This is a genomic window from Gordonia aurantiaca (genome assembly GCF_039939235.1).
Taxonomy (GTDB): domain Bacteria; phylum Actinomycetota; class Actinomycetes; order Mycobacteriales; family Mycobacteriaceae; genus Gordonia.
The window spans coordinates 180,561-197,893 of the sequence record NZ_JBDUUF010000008.1 but is presented as its reverse complement, the minus strand read 5'-3'; the positions used below and the strand labels follow the sequence as shown (position 1 = coordinate 197,893).

Here is a 17,333-nt window from a genome sequence, read left to right as displayed (position 1 = left end):
CGATCGACAACACTCTATGTGACGGGGGTGTCACGGTCACTGCTTCAGACGGATGACCTGCGGGTTCGGGTTCGGGGGCTGCGATCGGCGGCGACATTTCTGCGCGCCGGAACCGCGCGGAGCGCGCTGCAGACCCCGCTGTCGGGTCCCGGCCGGCCGAGGTGGATCCGGCCGAGGTGGATCCGGCCGAGGTGGATCCGGCCGAGGTGGATCCGGCTGTGGGCACCGGTCTGTGGGCATCGGTCTGTGGGCATGGGCCGTGGGCATCGGGCTGCGGGCGTCGAGGGGGCCGGTGTGGGCGTCCGTGGTTCGTCGGTCGGTCGGCGGATCCGAATCCGCCGCGAGTGTGCAAGCCTGTGAGCTGACCGGGTGTCACCTCGGAGACCGAACGCCCCGATCGCTGCCGGGATCCGGCATCACAGCCGGCAACAGAAAGCGCACTCGTCGATCATGTCCGCCACCATGGCAGGTCGCCGTCTGGACGCATCTGACGGAACTCCTGCACACCTGCCCCGCTCACCCGCTCGGCGACCTGATCCCGCTCGACGCGGTCTTCGGCATCTGGCTGGAGAACCGCTACGACCCGCAGGCGGCGGTGCACCTGCTCTCCGAGGATGAGTACCGGGCGCTGTTCTACTTCGACCTGCTGCGCCGAGTGGTGCGCGTGGTCGAGTACGACAACACCGTCACCGGCCACCTCCACGCAATCCAGCCCGATCCCAGGGCTCCGCGGTGCGCCCTACGGCCGCGGATCGACCCCGACAACCGTTTCGTCCTCTGGTCGCACAGCTGGGGCGGCGCCGACGATCATCGGGTGGGCCTTTACCTGACCTCGGTGTCCATGCCGTCCGACGACCCGGCGGCCATCGCGCGGACCGAGGCCTACATCGCCTACGGCGCCCGGGTCCTCACTCGGTTCAGGGCTCTGGTCGATGCGCACTTCAACAGCTACGAGGGCCTTCATCTGAACACCTCGGGCATCTGGACACCTCGGGTGCGGCGCACGGGTTCTCGATGACGCCGGCGGTCCTCAGCGCACCATCCCGGTGAGCTGATACGTCTCCGGCGGCTTGACCACCGACGAGTACAACGACACCCGCGTGAACGCCCCCTTCTTCGGCGCGAACAGCCAGATTGCCACCGGATAGACGGCGTATCTGCCCGCGGCGCAGTCCGGGATGCAGAGGTTGCGGTGCTCGGTGCCGTAGCCCGCGGCGAAGGCGTCGGTCCAGGCGACCCACCGGATGTCCTTCACGATGACGCCGGCGTCGGCGCAGAAGATCGAGGAGAGTGTCCGTGGTTGGACGTGCTTCGAGCCGTCGCACCCGGCGACGAAGGTCACCGCCGGGGTCGGTTCCGGAGCGGCGGCGGCGGTTCCGACGCCGCTCGTGCCCAGCAGGGTCAGCACGGCCGCGATCGCCGCGGACAGGAGGATTCGGTGGCTGTTCCGGCGCATGTCGCCTCCGATGTGCTCTCGAACGGGATCGGACGTGCAGAAACCCTCGTCGATCAAGCATTCTCGGCCACAGATCCCGGTGATGGCGGCGGATTCGGGAAATGACGGGGGAGAAGACGACGAAACCCCGCCCGGTCGTACGACCGGACGGGGTTTCGAATGCTGTTCAGGCAGTCATGTCGAGGATCAGGCCCCGATGATGAACTCCTCGAGCTGAGCGCGCGCGACGTCGTCGGCGAGCTGCTTCGGCGGGGACTTCATCAGGTAGGCCGACGCCGGGATGATCGGGCCGCCGATGCCGCGGTCCTTGGCGATCTTCGCCGCGCGGATGGCGTCGATGATGATGCCGGCCGAGTTCGGGGAGTCCCAGACCTCGAGCTTGTACTCCAGGTTCAGCGGCACGTCGCCGAAGGCGCGACCCTCGAGGCGGACGTAGGCCCACTTGCGGTCGTCGAGCCACGCGACGTGGTCCGACGGGCCGATGTGGACGTTCTTGTCCTCGACCTTGCCGGCGAGCGCGCCGGTCAGGTTCGAGGTCACGGCCTGGGTCTTGGAGATCTTCTTGGACTCCAGGCGCTCACGCTCGAGCATGTTCTTGAAGTCCATGTTGCCGCCGACGTTCAGCTGGTAGGTGCGGTCCAGGGTGACACCGCGATCCTCGAACAGCTTGGCCATGACGCGGTGGGTGATGGTCGCGCCGACCTGGCTCTTGATGTCGTCGCCGACGATCGGGACACCGGCGTCGACGAACTTCTGGGCCCACTCGGGGTCGGAGGCGATGAAGACCGGCAGGGCGTTGACGAAGGCGACGCCCGCGTCGATCGCGCACTGCGCGTAGAACTTGTCGGCCTGCTCCGAGCCCACCGGCAGGTAGCTGACGAGGACGTCGACCTCGGCGTCCTTCAGGGCCTGGACGACGTCGACACCCTGGCCGTCGGCCTCGGTGATGGTCTCGAGGTAGTACTTGCCGAGACCGTCGAGGGTGTGGCCACGCTGAACGGTGACACCGGTCGGCGGCACGTCGGCGATCTTGATGGTGTTGTTCTCGCTCGCGAAGATCGCGTCGGACAGATCGAAGCCGACCTTCTTGGCGTCGACGTCGAACGCGGCGACGAACTCGACGTCGCGAACGTGGTACGGGCCGAACTTCACATGCATCAGACCCGGCACGGTGGAGTTCTCGTCGGCGTCCTTGTAGTACTGCACGCCTTGCACCAAGGATGAAGCGCAGTTTCCTACGCCCACAATGGCAACGCGCACCTTATTGGGCTCACCCATGGTCGGGCTCTCCTTCTTGTCGCGGCATCGCAGTCGTTCGCTGCGCCACCGGTGTTTTCACTTGCTCGGCAGTTCCGAGCCGTTTCCATTCCGGCTCGGCGTCGAGCTCGGTTCTTCGAAATCGTCATCGGCTGATCCGGTGTCGGTGTCCGACGCCGGATCGTCGTGTGACAGTTCGGTTCCGACGTTCTCGCCCTCGGTGCTGTCAAGGGTGAGGTCGTCGGAGTCGAACGGGCTGAAAGTCCCCTTCTCCTGCCGGGAGCTCTCCGCTGCGATCAGTTCGTTGAGCCAGCGGACCTCCCGTTCACTGGACTCGAGGCTGAGCTGATGCAGCTGACGGGTGTAGCGGTCGACCGAACGGTTGGACCGTCGCAGGATCTCCCGCAACCCCTCTCGGCGTTCCTCGACCTGCCGACGGCGTCCCTCGAGGATGCGCATGCGCGCGACCGCGGGGGTTCGGCTGAAGAACGCCAGATGAACACCGAATCCGTCGTCGGTGTAGTTCTGCGGACCGGTGTCGGCCACGAGTTCGGCGAACCGCTCGCGACCGGCATCGGTGAGTTGGTACACGCGACGACCGCGTCGAACCTTGGCGCCCGACGGGGCGTCCGCTTCGACGATCAGACCGTCGGCCTGCATCCGGCGCAGGGTCGGATACAGCGAACCGTAGGAGAAGGCACGGAAGGCCCCGAGGAGACCGGTGAGCCGCTTGCGCAGCTCGTATCCGTGCATGGGGGATTCGAGGAGCAGGCCGAGAATCGCCAACTCGAGCATGCGTCACCCCCTCCGGTCCGTGTCCTGATGGTGTCTCGGGGCGTTCTGACGGTTCGACATCTCGCTCCGATGTGTTCGCCAATGTATCGCACCGATATAACCGTGTCCACGAAGGGTCGGCCGGAGAAGGTACCGCCCCGATGCGGCGGTCGGGCACGACCCCGGATCTCCCGGCCCGACCGACCCGTCGCGCCGACGACAAAGCCGTGACCACGTACGCTTGAAACCGTGCAACGCCAGATCGTCGACTACGCCCTCCAGCGGCGTGCTCGGTTGTCCGCGGTCCATTCCGGCCGGACAGCCGTCGCCGACGTCTGCGATGCGAGTCCGTACCTTCTGCGTGCGGCGAAATTCCATGGCCGGCCCAGCGACACGATGTGCCCGATCTGCCGCAAGGAGCAGGTCACGCTCGTCTCCTGGGTGTTCGGCGAACGTCTCGGCCAGGTGAGCGGCTCGGCCCGCACCAACGAGGAGATCGCCCGGCTGGCGACCACTGCCGAGGAGTTCTCGGTGCACGTCGTCGAGGTGTGCCGTACGTGCAGTTGGAACCATCTGGTGCAGTCATACGTTGCCGGACTGCCGCCGCGGTCCACTCGGCGTTCGCGGCGAGTGGCCAAGTAGCAGTGCGCCCACCTGCGGTTTTCCCGCCGGTGCCGCGCGTGCTGTCAGAGTGGAACGGCCAAGAGGCTTTGGAGAAGGTGGCCGCGGCCTCCCGGTGCGACGCATCGGGGGCGCGGTAGGAAAGGTGGACGATGAGCGAGGTACGCGGTTCTTCGCCCACGCCGCGCGGGACGGGTGCACGCCCCGGCGGTGGTAGAAGCAACGGACGCGGCCGGAACTCGGCGGCCGCCGAGTCGGCGCAGCGGCAGAAGCGGTTCGCCTGGGCGCTGGGCGCTGTCGGGGCCATCGTGCCGGCGATCGTGCTGGTGCTGATCGTCGCGTTCGCCTGGACCTACATGACCGCCGACATCCCCGAACCGGAGGTCACCCAAAAGGCGACCATCGTCGACACCTCGGGACGGACGATCGCCGAGGTCGCGCAGCCCGATGGCAACCGGCAGGTGGTGCCCTACGACGAGATCCCCGAGGTGATGATCCAGGCGATCGTCGCCGCCGAGGACCGCGAGTTCTGGACCAACAACGGCTTCTCGCCGCGCGGCCTGTCGCGCGCGGTGATAGGCCAGATCACCGGCAACTCCTCCGCCGGCGGCGGTTCGACGATCACCCAGCAGTACGTGAAGAACGCGATCGTCGGTGACGAACGCAGCTTCACCCGCAAGTTCAAGGAACTCGCGATCGCCGCGAAGATGAACGAGCGGCACGGCTGGACCAAGGAGAAGATCCTCGAGGCATATCTCAACACCATCTACTTCGGTCGTGGCGCCTACGGCATCGCGGTGGCCACGCAGAAGTACTTCAACAAGTCGATCACCGATCCTGCGCGCGCCAAGAAGAACCCGCTGACCTTCGAAGAGGCCGCGTTGCTCGCCGGTGTCATCCGTGCGCCGTCGTACTACGACCCCGAGACCAACCGCGAGGCCACCGAGGCCCGCTGGCGGTACGTGCTCGACGGCATGGTCGCGACCGGTGCCATCACCAAGCAGCAGGCGGCCGAGGCGACATTCCCCAAGACCATCAAGCCGCGCGAGTCGAACAGCGGCTTCACGCCCGGACCCAACGGTCTGATCAAGCGCCGGGTCCTCGAGGAGCTCAACTCGATCGGCATCACCGAGCGGCAGATCCAGACCGGCGGTCTCAAGATCACCACCACGATCGATCCGCAGGTGCAGAACGCCGTCGTCCAGGCGGCCTGCCGGAAGAACAAGATCTACAAGTGCCCCAACGGCAAGCTCAACGGCGAGCCGGAGGACCTGATCGCGTCGGTGGTGTCCATCGACCCGCAGACCGGCGGGGTGCGCGGCTACTACGGCGGAGACGACGCCGAGGGCTGGGATCTCGCGCAGGCCGGCCTGCAGACCGGTTCGTCGTTCAAGGTGTTCGCGCTCGTCGCGGCCCTCGAGCAGGACATCCCGTTGTCGAAGGTGTACAGCTCGGCGCCGTTCGAGGCGACCGGCGGCCTCACCGTCGAGAACTCCGACGGCGAGAGCTGCGGGTCGTGCAACCTCGCGACGGCCATGAAGATGTCGCTGAACACCGTGTACTACCGCCTGATGATGGATCTCGAGCACGGCGCCCGCGACGTCGCCGACGCGGCGCACCGGGCGGGTGTGGCCGAGTCCTTCGGCAACATCGAGAAGACCCTGCAGGAGCCGAACGGCGAACCCGAGGGCGGTGTCGTCCTGGGCCAGTACCAGTCCCGGGTCATCGACATGGCCTCGGCCTACGCGACGCTCGCCGCGTCGGGTGTCTACCACGAGCCCTACTTCGTGCAGAAGGTCGTCGACGCCGAGGGCCAGGTGCTCTTCGAGCGCAAGCCCGAGGGCAAGCGGGTCTTCCCGGCCAAGGTCGCCGACAACGTGACCGCCGCGCTCGAGCCGATCGCGGCGTACTCCAACGGCAATTCGCTGTACGACCCGAATCTCGGGGCACGGCCGTCGGCCGCCAAGACCGGCACCGTCCAGCTCGGTGACACCGGCCAGAACAAGGACGCCTGGATGGTCGGTTACACGCCGCAGCTGTCCACCGCGGTCTGGGTCGGCACCAATGACGGCACTGCGCTGAAGAACTACAACGGAGCCTCGATCTACGGCTCCGGTCTGCCCGCTTCGATCTGGAAGGCGGCCATGGACGCCGCCCTGGAGGGCAAGGAGATCAAAGAGTTCCCCGAGCCCGAGGCGATCGGCGGCCAGGCCGGTGTCCCGTACGAGGCGCCGGTGACCACCTATGCACCGTCGACCCAGAACCGGACCCCGTCGTTGCCGACCTTCGACATCCCCGATCAGGGCAACGACGGCAACCTGACGCTCGCGCCGGGCGTCACCATCCCGATTCCGGGTGCCCCGCGCGGCGGCAACAACGGTGGCGGCAACAACGGTGGCGGCGGAAACGGTGGCGGCGGAAACGGCCCCGGAAACAACGGTGGCGGCGGAAACGGCGGCGGTGGTGCAGGCGGCGGCGCCGGCGGTGGAGCCGGTGGCGGCACAGGAGGCACCGGTGCCGGTGCCGAGGGCGGCGGCGGAGGCGTCCCTGAACCGCCGTTCCGCTGACCACGCGACTCCGGCCGACGCCGATCCCGCCTGGGACAGCCCCACCTCGCCGGCGGCCGACGACCGCGTCGACGTCGAACGCGTCCTGCCGACGCGTACCGATCCCGTCGTGCGCGAGGCGAGTTCGATCGTGGGTGGACCCGTCGGCCGGCACGCCGTCATCGGTCGTGGCCGTCACCTGACACCCCTGCGGGTGCTGTTCGCCCTCGCCCTGTGTGGGCTCGCGCTCGGCTGGTTCGGCAAGGCGGGGTGCCTGCAACAGACCCCGGTCACGAACCCCGATCCCGCGGGGCCGTCGCTACGCCTCGACTGGGACGACCAGCGGCAGTTCACCAACCTCTGCTACAGCGACGTCATCAGCCTGTACGGCGCCGAACGGCTCAACATCGGCGCCCTCCCGTACCGCGACTTCTGGTTCCAGGAGGATGCGAACGGGGAGACCATCAAGCGTTACATGGAGTATCCGGTGCTCACCGGCATGTTCATGTACGGCGCCGCACAGATCACCCGCGGGTGGGTGTGGGCCACCGAGAACTGGGGCGTGCCCGGCGCCCTCGACGTGGTGCTCTTCTTCACCGTCGTCGCGCTCGGCCTGACGTTGTTCTGGCTCGTCACGATCTGGGCGACGGCGCTGACGGCGCGGACCCGGATCTGGACGGTGTGGCTTGCGGCGCTGTCCCCGTTGGTCTTCGTGCACGCGTTCACCAACTTCGACGCCATCGCAACCGCCGCGGTGGCCGTTGCATTGCTCGCCTGGTCGCGTCAGCGTCCCTGGGTCGCAGGGGTCTGCATCGGCATCGGGGCAGCGGCCAAGCTGTATCCGGCGTTGCTGCTGATCGTCCTCGGTGCGCTGTGTCTGCGCAGCGGCCGGGTCCGCGAGTTCGGGGCGACCGCCGCCGCGGCCGTCATCGCCTGGCTGCTGGTCAACCTGCCGATCCTCATCCCGTACCCGAGCGGCTGGTGGGAGTTCTTCCGCTTCAACGCCGACCGCTCCGCCGACGCCGACACGATCTATCGCATCCTCGCCGACACGCTCGGTTTCACATGGAACATCAATCACCTGAACGCGCTGTCGGTGGGACTGACGGTCCTGGTCCTCGCGGGTGTCGCAGCCGTCGGCGTGTGTGCCCCGCACCGGCCGCGGGTGGCGCAGCTGGCGTTCCTCGCAGTGGCCGGCTTCCTCCTCGTGAACAAGGTGTGGAGTCCGCAGTACTCGCTGTGGCTGGTTCCCCTGGCCGTGCTCGCCGTCCCGCACACCCGGCTGCTGCTGACGTGGATGACGATCGACGCCCTGATCTGGATCCCGCGCATGAGCCTGTTCCTCGATGCGGATCGTCGATGGCTTCCGGAGCAGTGGTTCACCGCCGCGGTGGTGATCCGTGGCCTCCTGGTCATCCTGCTCTGCGCGGTGATCATCTGGGAGGTCTGGCACCCGCAGGACGATCCGGTGCGGCGCGGCAATCACGGCCGCCGGTACGACGATCCCGCCGGCGGTGTGCTCGACGGAGCCCCGGACAGACTCCGGATCTCGTTGCGGCGCAGCAGGCTCGACGACCGGGCGCACGACGCCCCCGGGACGGTTCCGGCCGCCGGTCCGGGACCTGGCCTCGGGGTCTGATCCGCACCGTCGAACCCGAGCCCACGGTGCTGTCGCGGACCGGACCGAACCGGACGGTGTCCTGCTGCGCCCAAAGGACCATGAACCCCATCCGCCTTCCCGTTCCCGAAGACCTCAGACCCTCGAGGGGCGAGGCCGGCGGGATAGGTCCCGGGTCCGACGAGGTGCTGGTCCGCCGGCGCGATCTCGGCCATATCGAGGTTTGGCCACCCCATCCGTGGGTATCGCCGGTTCATGGGTGAGCCTGGCGAGAACATTCCGGACAGCACCGCCGAGGCGGTCGGCAAGGTGGGCGAGGCGCTCGAGTACGTCGAACGTGCCCGCGGGCATCTCTACAGCTTCCATCAGCTCATCGGTCACGCGGACCTGCTGCTGGGTGAGGCCGTCGACGCCCTGCGTGAAGACGGACACGCCGGGATCGCCGACGCGCTCGAGACCGAGATGGTCGGGCGCAACGTGCTCGACGGGCGGTGGACCTTCCAGGTCATGGAGGAGTTCGACGACACCTATTGGCATCCGTTCCGGGTGCACACCGACCGGGTGCGCAATGAACTCACCGCGGGCATCCGTCATCTGCACGAGGCGCGGATGAAAGAGGAACGACGCACCCACGGCCACCCGGATCACACTGCGGAACCACCGGGCAAAGAAGGTGGATCAGGCGGACATCCGCTGTAGCAGTTTTGTTTTCGCGGCCGGCCACTCGTCATCGGTCATGGCATAGAGGGCGGTGGTGCGCCAGCCGTCGCCGAAGCGGCGGTGCTTGCGCAGGAGCCCTTCGAACCGTGCGCCGAGCTTCTCGATCGCGGCCCGCGACTGCGCGTTGAGTTCGTGGGTGTGCCAGGTCAGCCGGACGGCCCCGCACTCCTCGAAGGCGTGTCGCATGAGCAGGAACTTGGCGGTGGGATTGACGGTGGTGCCCTGAACGCGTTCGGCGTAGAACGTGTACCCGATGCACGCGCTGAGGTTGGCCCGGTCGATCTCGTAGAAACTGGTCGACCCGACGAGGTGCCCGTCGGTGTTGTCGACGACCGCGAACGCCACCCGGGACTCCGGGTCGGCGAGGGCCGTTGTGATGAAGCGCTCGGCCGCCCCGAGGTCGGTGGGTGTGCCCGACGTCCACCGGAACCGCGCCGGGTCCTCGACCACCCGGGCCAGTGCCGGCGCGTCGTCGAGGTCGAGGGGACGCAACGTCACCCGCTCCCCGACCAGAGGTCCGGTGCCCAGCCAGGAGCTCATGTCAGGCCCTCTCGGCGGTCGACAGGTGCGGTTCGGAGGGCGACGCAGAACCCGGACGGGTGCCGTCCTCGCGCGGCGGTCTCGATGCCGGCGGTTCGCGCAGCGGGGTACTGGCGAACGTCGCGATCAGGTACGCCAGCAGTGCGGCGTGCACCCAGACCGACCCCGCGACACCGGTGAGAATCCACCAGGGGAGCGGATCACCGGCGTCACGGATCGGGAAGAGCCGGAAGATCGTCAGGTCCAGGGCGACGTCGGTGACCAGATACGCCACGATCACCTGCCAGCGGACCCGCATGAGTACGAAGAAGGGGAGCAGCCACAACGTGTACTGCGGCGAGTGCACCTTGTGGAAGAGCATGAAGCCCGCGAGCATCGCGCCGCTGACACCGATCCAGGGAAAGACACCGTCGCGCTGATACAGCCGCCACCCGAGGTACATCGCGACCGCGAACGACGCCAGGATCAGCAGCGGGGAGAGGACCCCCACCACCGAGTGGTAGGTGTCGGTGGTCCCGGTGAGATACCGCAGCCCCCAGTACCAGATCGAGTTGGTGTCGACGTCGGCCTTGCGGCGGCCCTGGAACGACAGCGCGGCTTTCCATCCCTCGAAGCCGAGCGCCATGAACGGCAGCTGGATCGCGACGACGGTGACCACGGCGGCGCCCGCCACCCATGCCGCGCCGACCCAGTCCAGACCGCGTCGCGCGACGTTCCGAACACCTCCGACGCCGCCGGTCAGCACGTAGGCGGCCAACGGCAGCACGAAGATCCCCGGATAGAGCTTGAGACAGAACCCGATCGCGAGCAGGACGGCGGCGATCACCGCGGCGCTCCGCAGCGGGAGTCGTGGCCGTCCGGTGACGGGATCCACCGATCCTCCCCACACCATCACCGCGATCGCGCCGACCGCGGTCGCGACCACCGGCAGCTCCCAGTTGTGGAAGGAGTACAGCACCAGCGGGGGAGTGGCCGCCCACAGCAACGCCCACCATCGCACCAGCAGCGCGAGCATGACCGTGATCGCGAATCCGAACGGCGCCAGCAACAGTGCGGACCGGGTGAAGAACTCGGTGTCGGTGTGCGCGCCGATCGCACCGAGGTACATGAACAGCCCGGACAGCACCGGGTATTCGACGACACCGCCGAAGAGCGTGCCGTCCGGGGCTATCCCGCCGTGGATGTACGGGAAGACGTGGTTGTTGATGTCGCGGCCCAGCCACAGGTACATGACGTCCGAGTAGCAGGGGATGAGGCCGCCGTCACCGGCCGGCCAGTTGCCGCTGCGACCCCGGTCGTCGAACGGGGCGCCGCCACAGGCCGCCTTCGCCTGATAGCCCAGGAACATCGTGACGGCGGTCGCCAGCAGCGTCACCAGCACGATCACCGCTGTTTCGCCGCGGCCCGACAGGACACTGATGCGCCGGGACGTGGTGGTCAGCGGCTCCGACATGGCCAACAGCGTAGGTCGTCGCCGCGCGTCGTCGCAGCGGTGCCCGTCACGAGAACCGTGGTCGGTTCCGGTTCCCCGAACTACGCTGGGCCGATGAACGTGCTCACCGTGGCCGGCATCGTGCCGGGGCCGCGGCACAGCGTCGACGCGACCGTCGTCGCCGGTGGCGCGCATGGGCCCGTCGCCGGTGGCGCGCATGGGCCCGTCGCCGGGCACGAACGGCCGGTGCGTGTGCACCACTACCAGGGGATCGTCACCCTCGAGCGCAACCGGACGTTCCGCGGGCTGGTCCGGCTCACCGACGTCACCCCGGTGACCTTCTTCGTCCCCGACAGCCTCGACCACCGCGAGGAGCCGCGGTCGGTGCACACGGAGGTCGGCATCCGGCACTACGTGAGCAGCGCGAACGTCGGTGCGGTCGGCATCGGACCGACCTGGGCGACCACCGCCGTCGTACCGGATCCGCGCGGCGGGGACGGCCGATGGCTGCAGACGCAGATGCACCTCCACGGCCACGGGGTGGAGACCCTGGAGCTCAACTATCGGATCGAGGTCGTGACCAACCGCTGAGTGTGGGCCGGTGACCTGGCGTTTCGGAGAAAACGCCCTGGTCATGTATCTTTGACAGGTTGCCGACGCAGGCGACCCTCCTGCCACGGACAGTCCGTGGCCGACCTAGCCCATAGGAGGTGATGTGGTCTTATGCGTCACTACGAACTGATGGTCATTCTCGATCCGAATCTGGACGAGCGCACCGTCGCACCCTCTCTCGATACCTTCCTCAACGTTGTTCGCCAGGATGGCGGCAAGGTGGATGGCGTCGACATCTGGGGCAAGCGCCGCCTTGCTTACGAGATCGCCAAGCACAGCGAGGGCATCTACGCGGTCATCGACATCAGCGCCGAGCCCGCCACGGTCACCGAGCTCGACCGTCAGCTGAAGCTGAACGAGTCGGTGCTGCGCACCAAGGTCCTGCGGAAGTAGTCCACAGGGATTCTTGAACGTCTGAAGACGTCGGTGCCGGGTTCTAGGGTTGACCTCGAATCCGGTGCATGTCGATCAGCGAGTGCCCACCAACGACCCGAGGGGAAACACACATGGCAGGCGACACGGTCATCACCGTCATCGGCAATCTGACCGCCGATCCGGAACTCCGGTTCACGCCGTCCGGAGCTGCGGTTGCCAACTTCACGGTGGCTTCCACTCCGCGTACGTTCGATCGTCAGACCAATGAGTGGAAGGACGGCGAAGCGCTGTTCCTCCGCTGCAACATCTGGCGCGACGCCGCGGAGAACGTGACCGAGAGCCTGACCAAGGGAACCCGGGTCATCGTGCAGGGACGGCTCAAGCAGCGGTCCTACGAGACCAAAGAAGGCGAACGTCGCACGGTCGTGGAACTCGAGGTCGACGAGATCGGTCCCTCGTTGCGTTATGCCACCGCCAAGGTCAATCGGGCCTCGCGCGGCGGTGGCGGCGGCGGATTCGGAGCGGGCGGCGGCGGTGGCCGTGCCGGTTCCGGCCAGCCGGTGGCCGACGATCCGTGGGGCAGCGCACCTGCCAGCACCGGCGGATCGTTCGGTGGCGGGGACGACGAACCACCATTCTGAAAACTCCCGGGCTCGGGCACGGACGTGGCTGACCCCGAAAGCAAGACTGGAGCAATACACACATGGCAAAGGCAAAGGCCAGCCGGAAGCCTCGCGTCGAGAAGGTCACCAAGACCAAGGCGTGCAGCTTCTGCAAGGACAAGAAGGCCGTCATCGACTACAAGGACACCGCGCTTCTGCGTCGCTTCCTGTCCGACCGCGGCAAGATCCGTTCGCGCCGCGTCACCGGCAACTGCGTGCAGCACCAGCGTGACATCGCGGTGGCCGTGAAGAACTCGCGTGAGGTGGCCCTGCTGCCCTTCACCTCGACCAGCCGATAAGCGGAAAGGATCAGTTGACATGAAGCTCATCCTCACCGCCGCCGTGGAGAACCTCGGCGAGGCCGGCGACATCGTCGTGGTCAAGGACGGCTACGGCCGCAACTACCTGCTGCCCCGCGGCCTGGCCATCAAGGCCACCCGCGGCGCCGAGAAGCAGGTCGAGGGCATCCGCCGTGCGCAGGAGGCCCGCGAGGTCCGCGGTCTCGAGCACGCCAACGAGCTCAAGCAGGCCATCGAGGGCCTGGAGAAGGTCTCGCTGGACGTCAAGACCCACGACTCGGGCAAGCTGTTCGGCTCGGTGACCGCGGCGGACGTCGCCGGTGCCATCAAGTCGGCCGGTGGCCCGGTCGTCGACAAGCGCAACGTCGTTCTGCCGAAGGGACACATCAAGTCCACCGGCAGCTACCCGGTTGTCGTGAACCTGCACCCGCAGGTCTCCGCGACCGTGCAGCTGGACGTCGTCGCCGCGAGCTGACGCACCGCATCAGACGAATCAGGGCCGGGTGGAAGAGATTCCACCCGGCCCTGTCGTATCCGAAGCGTCGTATCCGAGACGCTGTATCCGAAGCGCGGATTCCCGGTCCGGTCCATCACCGCGAGATACGGTGACGGACGACTATGTTCGGCCGGCCCGGTGGGTCTGGTCGGGTCGTGAGATGTTCCCGCTCGCCACGGCCCGGTACGGCCTCGGAACCATCCCGTCGGGGTGACGTGCACTCTTCTCCCGTTGCAGCAGTGCATCTTCCGTCGTCCGACACGGGGATGCGACTCGTGTGGCCGCGTACGCGCTCGGCGCCTCGCGCAGTTCGGCGCCATCCGGCCGCTGCGCCTACGACCCCGGGCTTCTGAGAGCCCACACCTACTTCGGCGCCGGTGGATTGGCGGGGAGCTGGTTCCAGTACTGCAACCGCGGCGGAAGATATCGCGGCGCCGGGTTCGGGCTGTGTGCGACGGCGTTGTTGCCCGGGCCGAGCGTGTCCCACGACGGGAAGAAGAACTTGTGCCACGCCGGTGTGAAGATCAGCGCCCGTTCGCCGGTGCGGCAGGCCACCGTGTCGCGGCGCGGGACGGTACAGGTGACCCCGGCGATCGTGACGCGCTTGCCGACGCCGAGCACCGGCGGCCGGAAACCCGTCCGGGATCCCCAGTGGTATGTCTGGTCCGGCATCACCCACCACGGGCCCTGCTGGTCGCCCGCGATGGCCGCGCCCGACGCCCCGCGCGGAGCGGTCGCGGGATGGCCCTTACAGCCGACGTAACGGTAGGCCTGGCCGATCTGGCACATCCACCGGCCGGTGGTGAAGAACGACCGGCCGTTGTCGCCGTAGGCCAGTGAACGGAAGATCGTGGGCTCGACCGGCTGATACCGCGACAGGTCGAACTCGACGGGCAGCGTCGGTCCGGGCGGGGTGGCCTCGGCGGCAGGTGCTGCCACGGCGATGCCTCCCGCCGTCACGAGTGCGGCGAACACGCCGACGGCCCGACGGATGACCCTGCTTTGCAACCCCAACCTCGACACGTTCGACATTGCACCACACCGATGCGGCGCCCGTCGGCGATCCGGCGACAAGTCGGGCGACCCGAGAGTGCGTCGCGCCGCCTCGACCAGCCGTAATGCGAATCACTCAAAGAGTTCACCCAATGATCCACCACAGCTGGTTGCGCAGGAGGGTGCAACACGCCGATGGCGCGACGCGCCGATGCGCATCAAAGACTTTTCAGTTTGTCGATTGTGGAAATCCCTCAGGCTTCTGAACTGGGAAAACGGGTCATGTCACACCCGAATTCCCAAGGTTTTCCACAAGGGCTGCACAAACGTTCCCCCGCTCACTCACACCCCGTCCACAAGTCTTCCCCAGATTCATCAACAGGTTGGTTTGAGTCGTCGGGGCCGACGCCCTAGTGTCACGGCTCAGCGTCTCCGTCCGTCTCGGCGCACGCGACTCCCCAGGGATTGTCGGTGCGCCCCGATAGGAAAGAGACAGACATGCATGACGTCGACACCGGGGACTCGCGAGGCGGCCAGCCGGGGCCGACACCACAGAGGTCGTCTCCATCCCTTGGCCGGGGATGGATCGAGCGTTGCGAGAGGTTAGACACGCGTGGCTGTTGTGGATGACCGCGGGCGCGGCCCCGCCGCCGGAGACCGGGACAAGAGGGGCCGAGGACGAGGCGACGAGGCCCTCCCCACCGAGGACTTCGGGCGCCAGCCCCCACAGGATCTCGCCGCCGAACAGTCCGTGCTCGGCGGCATGCTCCTGTCCAAGGACGCCATCGCCGACGTGGTGGAGAAGATCCGCACGCAGGACTTCTACCGTCCTGCGCACCAGGCCATCTTCGAGGCGATCCTCAACCTGTACAGCAAGGGCGAACCCGCCGACGCGGTGACCGTCGCCGCCGAACTCGAACGCGCCGGGGAGCTCAAGCGCGTCGGTGGCGCGCCGTACCTGCACACCCTCATCTCGACGGTGCCGACCGCCGCCAACGCCGGCTTCTACGCCGAGATCGTCGCCGAGAAGGCGATCCTGCGCCGCCTCGTGGAGGCCGGCACCCGCATCGTCCAGTACGGTTACGCCGGCAGCGACGGTCAGGACGTCGCCGAGGTCGTCGACCGTGCCCAGGCCGAGGTCTACGAGGTGACCGAACGCCGGCAGGCAGAGGACTACGTGCCCCTCGAGGAACTCCTGCAGCCGACGATGGACGAGATCGACTCCATCGCCTCGCGCGGCGGCATCTCGCTCGGTGTGCCCACCGGCTTCGCCGACTTCGACAAGCTGACCAACGGCCTGCATCCCGGCCAGATGATCATCGTGGCCGCGCGACCCGGCGTCGGCAAGGCGCTCGCACTCGACACACCGCTGCCCACTCCGACCGGCTGGACCACCATGGGCAAGGTCGCCGTCGGAGACGAACTGCTCGACGCGCACGGCCGGCCCACCAAGGTGGTCGCCGCCACCGAGGTGATGACCGACCGGCCGTGCTACGAGGTCGAGTTCAACGACGGCGCGGTCCTCGTCGCCGACGAGGAGCACCAGTGGGTCGCCGAGATCGACGGTGAGCGTCAGCTCGTCACCACCGGGGGCCTGCGCGCCCACGTGGGCTGCGCGGTCATCCGCAACACCAAGCCACTCGACCTGCCCCGAAAGCGATTCGCCTACGGCCCGTACACCGTGGCGGCACTCGCCGGGATGGCATTCGACGATCCCGAGATCGGGATGCGCATCGACGCCGAAGGGCCTGTCGACGTCATGACGCTGATGGCCGACCTCGGCGGCCGCATCCCGTACGAGTACCTGCGCGGTTCGGTCGCGCAGCGGCGCGCGCTGCTCGCCGGCATCCTCGACGCCCGCGCCACCGTCGACGACGACGGTTGGATCACCGTTCCCGCCGCGACCCGCCACATGACGGCCGTGATCGCCGATCTGGTCGCCGGTCTCGGGTTCAACTACAAGCGGTCCGCGACCGGCTGGCTGCGCGTCGACGCCGACGAAGACGTCTTCACCGTCCATCACAAAGCGGTGCGGCACAAGGAACTCCGCCGCAAGGCCGGGGTCCGCCGAGTGGTCGCGGTGCGGCCGGTCGACTCGGTGCCGGTGCGGTGCGTGCAGGTCGACAACCCCGAGCACATGTACCTCGCCGGCGAGGCCATGGTCCCCACCCACAACTCGACGCTGGCCATGGACTTCCTGCGGTCGGCGGCCATCCACCACGGCCTCACCGCCGCCATGTTCTCGCTCGAGATGAGCAAGACCGAGATCGTCATGCGCCTGCTGTCGGCGGAGGCGAAGGTCAAGCTCGCCGACATGCGTGCCGGCACCATGAGCGACGACGACTGGACTCGACTCGCCCGACGCATGGGCGAGATCTCCGACGCGCCGTTCTTCATCGACGACTCGCCGAACCTGACGATGATGGAGATCCGCGCCAAGGCGCGTCGCCTCAAGCAGAAGCACGACCTGAGAGTCCTTGCGGTGGACTACATGCAGCTGATGACGTCGGGCAAGAAGGTCGAGTCCCGTCAGCAAGAGGTCTCGGAGTTCTCGCGTCAGCTCAAGCTGCTGGCCAAGGAGCTCGAGATCCCGGTGATCGCGATCAGCCAGCTGAACCGTGGGCCCGAGCAGCGCACCGACAAGAAGCCGCAGGTGTCGGATCTCCGTGAGTCGGGTTCGCTGGAGCAAGACGCCGACATGGTCATCCTGCTGCACCGTCCCGACTCCATCGAGCGCGACGACCCACGTGCCGGCGAGGCCGACATCATCGTCGGTAAGCACCGTAACGGCCCCACGGCGACGATCACCGTCGCGCACCAGCTGCATCTCAGCCGGTTCGTGGACATGGCGCGGGGTTGATCCGTTCGGACGAACGATCTGTGTCTCCGGTCACAGATCGATGGTTTAAGATTGCAAATATTCTTCACCCTG

The 17,333-nt window shown here is 67.5% G+C and carries 17 protein-coding genes; 11 read left to right on the top strand and 6 right to left on the bottom strand.

Features of this window, described 5'->3' with window-relative positions; genetic code table 11:
- Positions 1-346 precede the first annotated feature (346 nt).
- Entirely contained in the window at positions 347-1,018 is a 672-nt protein-coding gene (locus ABFT43_RS16530) for a hypothetical protein (RefSeq protein WP_347961407.1), read from the top strand.
- Between the two features lie 12 nt (positions 1,019-1,030).
- On the opposite strand, the gene ABFT43_RS16525 is transcribed toward ABFT43_RS16530, so the two are convergent.
- The 3 genes from ABFT43_RS16525 to ABFT43_RS16515 all read right to left on the bottom strand — a co-directional run bounded on the left by ABFT43_RS16525 (position 1,031) and on the right by ABFT43_RS16515 (position 3,508).
- Complete coding sequence (locus ABFT43_RS16525; RefSeq protein ID WP_347961406.1) at positions 1,031-1,456, bottom strand: hypothetical protein; 426 nt, start codon at positions 1,454-1,456, stop codon at positions 1,031-1,033.
- Positions 1,457-1,642: 186 nt separating this feature from the next.
- A complete protein-coding gene (locus tag ABFT43_RS16520; RefSeq protein ID WP_347961405.1) occupies positions 1,643-2,734 on the bottom strand; it encodes an inositol-3-phosphate synthase in 1,092 nt (363 codons plus the stop codon).
- Between the two features lie 57 nt (positions 2,735-2,791).
- Positions 2,792-3,508, bottom strand: coding sequence for a PadR family transcriptional regulator (locus ABFT43_RS16515; protein WP_347961404.1), 717 nt, complete (start codon positions 3,506-3,508; stop codon positions 2,792-2,794).
- Between the two features lie 228 nt (positions 3,509-3,736).
- Here ABFT43_RS16515 and ABFT43_RS16510 point away from each other — a divergent pair, with 228 nt between their 5' ends.
- The 4 genes from ABFT43_RS16510 to ABFT43_RS16495 all read left to right on the top strand — a co-directional run bounded on the left by ABFT43_RS16510 (position 3,737) and on the right by ABFT43_RS16495 (position 8,971).
- A complete protein-coding gene (locus tag ABFT43_RS16510) occupies positions 3,737-4,129 on the top strand; it encodes a DUF5318 family protein (RefSeq protein WP_347961403.1) in 393 nt (130 codons plus the stop codon).
- 131 nt (positions 4,130-4,260) lie between these two features.
- A complete protein-coding gene (locus ABFT43_RS16505; RefSeq protein ID WP_347961402.1) occupies positions 4,261-6,675 on the top strand; it encodes a transglycosylase domain-containing protein in 2,415 nt (804 codons plus the stop codon).
- Positions 6,623-8,293: a glycosyltransferase family 87 protein gene (locus tag ABFT43_RS16500; protein ID WP_457590167.1), complete on the top strand. Its 1,671-nt coding sequence runs from the start codon at positions 6,623-6,625 to the stop codon at positions 8,291-8,293. Before ABFT43_RS16505 ends, ABFT43_RS16500 begins: the two co-directional genes overlap by 53 nt.
- Positions 8,294-8,527: 234 nt before the next feature.
- Positions 8,528-8,971 carry a hypothetical protein gene (locus ABFT43_RS16495; RefSeq protein ID WP_347961401.1) on the top strand — a complete coding sequence of 148 codons (444 nt, stop codon included), beginning with the start codon at positions 8,528-8,530 and terminating at the stop codon, positions 8,969-8,971.
- On the opposite strand, the gene ABFT43_RS16490 is transcribed toward ABFT43_RS16495, so the two are convergent.
- Entirely contained in the window at positions 8,951-9,532 is a 582-nt protein-coding gene (locus tag ABFT43_RS16490) for a GNAT family N-acetyltransferase (protein WP_347961400.1), read from the bottom strand. The two genes, ABFT43_RS16495 and ABFT43_RS16490, sit on opposite strands and share 21 nt — an antisense overlap.
- Before the next feature lies 1 nt (position 9,533).
- The gene (locus ABFT43_RS16485; protein ID WP_347961399.1) at positions 9,534-10,985 is read right to left on the bottom strand and encodes a hypothetical protein; all 1,452 of its coding nucleotides are present in this window, start codon (positions 10,983-10,985) and stop codon (positions 9,534-9,536) included.
- Between the two features lie 93 nt (positions 10,986-11,078).
- Between ABFT43_RS16485 and ABFT43_RS16480 the strand changes: the two genes are divergently transcribed.
- From ABFT43_RS16480 to rplI, 5 genes are all read left to right on the top strand, one after another.
- A complete protein-coding gene (locus ABFT43_RS16480) occupies positions 11,079-11,555 on the top strand; it encodes a hypothetical protein (RefSeq protein ID WP_347961398.1) in 477 nt (158 codons plus the stop codon).
- A gap of 132 nt (positions 11,556-11,687) precedes the next feature.
- Positions 11,688-11,969, top strand: a complete 282-nt coding sequence (gene rpsF / locus ABFT43_RS16475; RefSeq protein ID WP_347961397.1) for a 30S ribosomal protein S6 — start codon at positions 11,688-11,690, stop codon at positions 11,967-11,969.
- Positions 11,970-12,082: 113 nt separating this feature from the next.
- A complete protein-coding gene (locus ABFT43_RS16470) occupies positions 12,083-12,592 on the top strand; it encodes a single-stranded DNA-binding protein (protein WP_347961396.1) in 510 nt (169 codons plus the stop codon).
- A 62-nt stretch (positions 12,593-12,654) separates the two neighbouring features.
- On the top strand, positions 12,655-12,912 hold the full coding sequence (rpsR, locus tag ABFT43_RS16465) for a 30S ribosomal protein S18 (RefSeq protein WP_006901165.1): 258 nt from the start codon (positions 12,655-12,657) through the stop codon (positions 12,910-12,912).
- A gap of 19 nt (positions 12,913-12,931) precedes the next feature.
- Positions 12,932-13,387: a 50S ribosomal protein L9 gene (rplI, locus tag ABFT43_RS16460; protein ID WP_347961395.1), complete on the top strand. Its 456-nt coding sequence runs from the start codon at positions 12,932-12,934 to the stop codon at positions 13,385-13,387.
- A 384-nt stretch (positions 13,388-13,771) separates the two neighbouring features.
- On the opposite strand, the gene ABFT43_RS16455 is transcribed toward rplI, so the two are convergent.
- Positions 13,772-14,440, bottom strand: coding sequence for a hypothetical protein (locus ABFT43_RS16455; protein ID WP_347961394.1), 669 nt, complete (start codon positions 14,438-14,440; stop codon positions 13,772-13,774).
- Positions 14,441-15,014: 574 nt separating this feature from the next.
- Between ABFT43_RS16455 and dnaB the strand changes: the two genes are divergently transcribed.
- Entirely contained in the window at positions 15,015-17,261 is a 2,247-nt protein-coding gene (gene dnaB / locus ABFT43_RS16450; RefSeq protein WP_347961393.1) for a replicative DNA helicase, read from the top strand.
- Positions 17,262-17,333 lie beyond the last annotated feature (72 nt).

Excerpts from the sequence above, each read along its gene's own strand:
- ABFT43_RS16525 (WP_347961406.1), bottom strand. The coding sequence starts at position 1,456 with ATGCGCCGGAACAGCCACCGAATCCTCCTGTCCGCGGCGATCGCGGCC.
- ABFT43_RS16520 (WP_347961405.1), bottom strand. The coding sequence starts at position 2,734 with ATGGGTGAGCCCAATAAGGTGCGCGTTGCCATTGTGGGCGTAGGAAAC.
- ABFT43_RS16515 (WP_347961404.1), bottom strand. The coding sequence starts at position 3,508 with ATGCTCGAGTTGGCGATTCTCGGCCTGCTCCTCGAATCCCCCATGCAC.
- ABFT43_RS16505 (WP_347961402.1), top strand. The coding sequence starts at position 4,261 with ATGAGCGAGGTACGCGGTTCTTCGCCCACGCCGCGCGGGACGGGTGCA.
- ABFT43_RS16495 (WP_347961401.1), top strand. The coding sequence starts at position 8,528 with ATGGGTGAGCCTGGCGAGAACATTCCGGACAGCACCGCCGAGGCGGTC.
- ABFT43_RS16490 (WP_347961400.1), bottom strand. The coding sequence starts at position 9,532 with ATGAGCTCCTGGCTGGGCACCGGACCTCTGGTCGGGGAGCGGGTGACG.
- ABFT43_RS16485 (WP_347961399.1), bottom strand. The coding sequence starts at position 10,985 with ATGTCGGAGCCGCTGACCACCACGTCCCGGCGCATCAGTGTCCTGTCG.
- ABFT43_RS16480 (WP_347961398.1), top strand. The coding sequence starts at position 11,079 with ATGAACGTGCTCACCGTGGCCGGCATCGTGCCGGGGCCGCGGCACAGC.
- rpsF (WP_347961397.1), top strand. The coding sequence starts at position 11,688 with ATGCGTCACTACGAACTGATGGTCATTCTCGATCCGAATCTGGACGAG.
- ABFT43_RS16470 (WP_347961396.1), top strand. The coding sequence starts at position 12,083 with ATGGCAGGCGACACGGTCATCACCGTCATCGGCAATCTGACCGCCGAT.
- rpsR (WP_006901165.1), top strand. The coding sequence starts at position 12,655 with ATGGCAAAGGCAAAGGCCAGCCGGAAGCCTCGCGTCGAGAAGGTCACC.
- rplI (WP_347961395.1), top strand. The coding sequence starts at position 12,932 with ATGAAGCTCATCCTCACCGCCGCCGTGGAGAACCTCGGCGAGGCCGGC.
- ABFT43_RS16455 (WP_347961394.1), bottom strand. The coding sequence starts at position 14,440 with ATGTCGAACGTGTCGAGGTTGGGGTTGCAAAGCAGGGTCATCCGTCGG.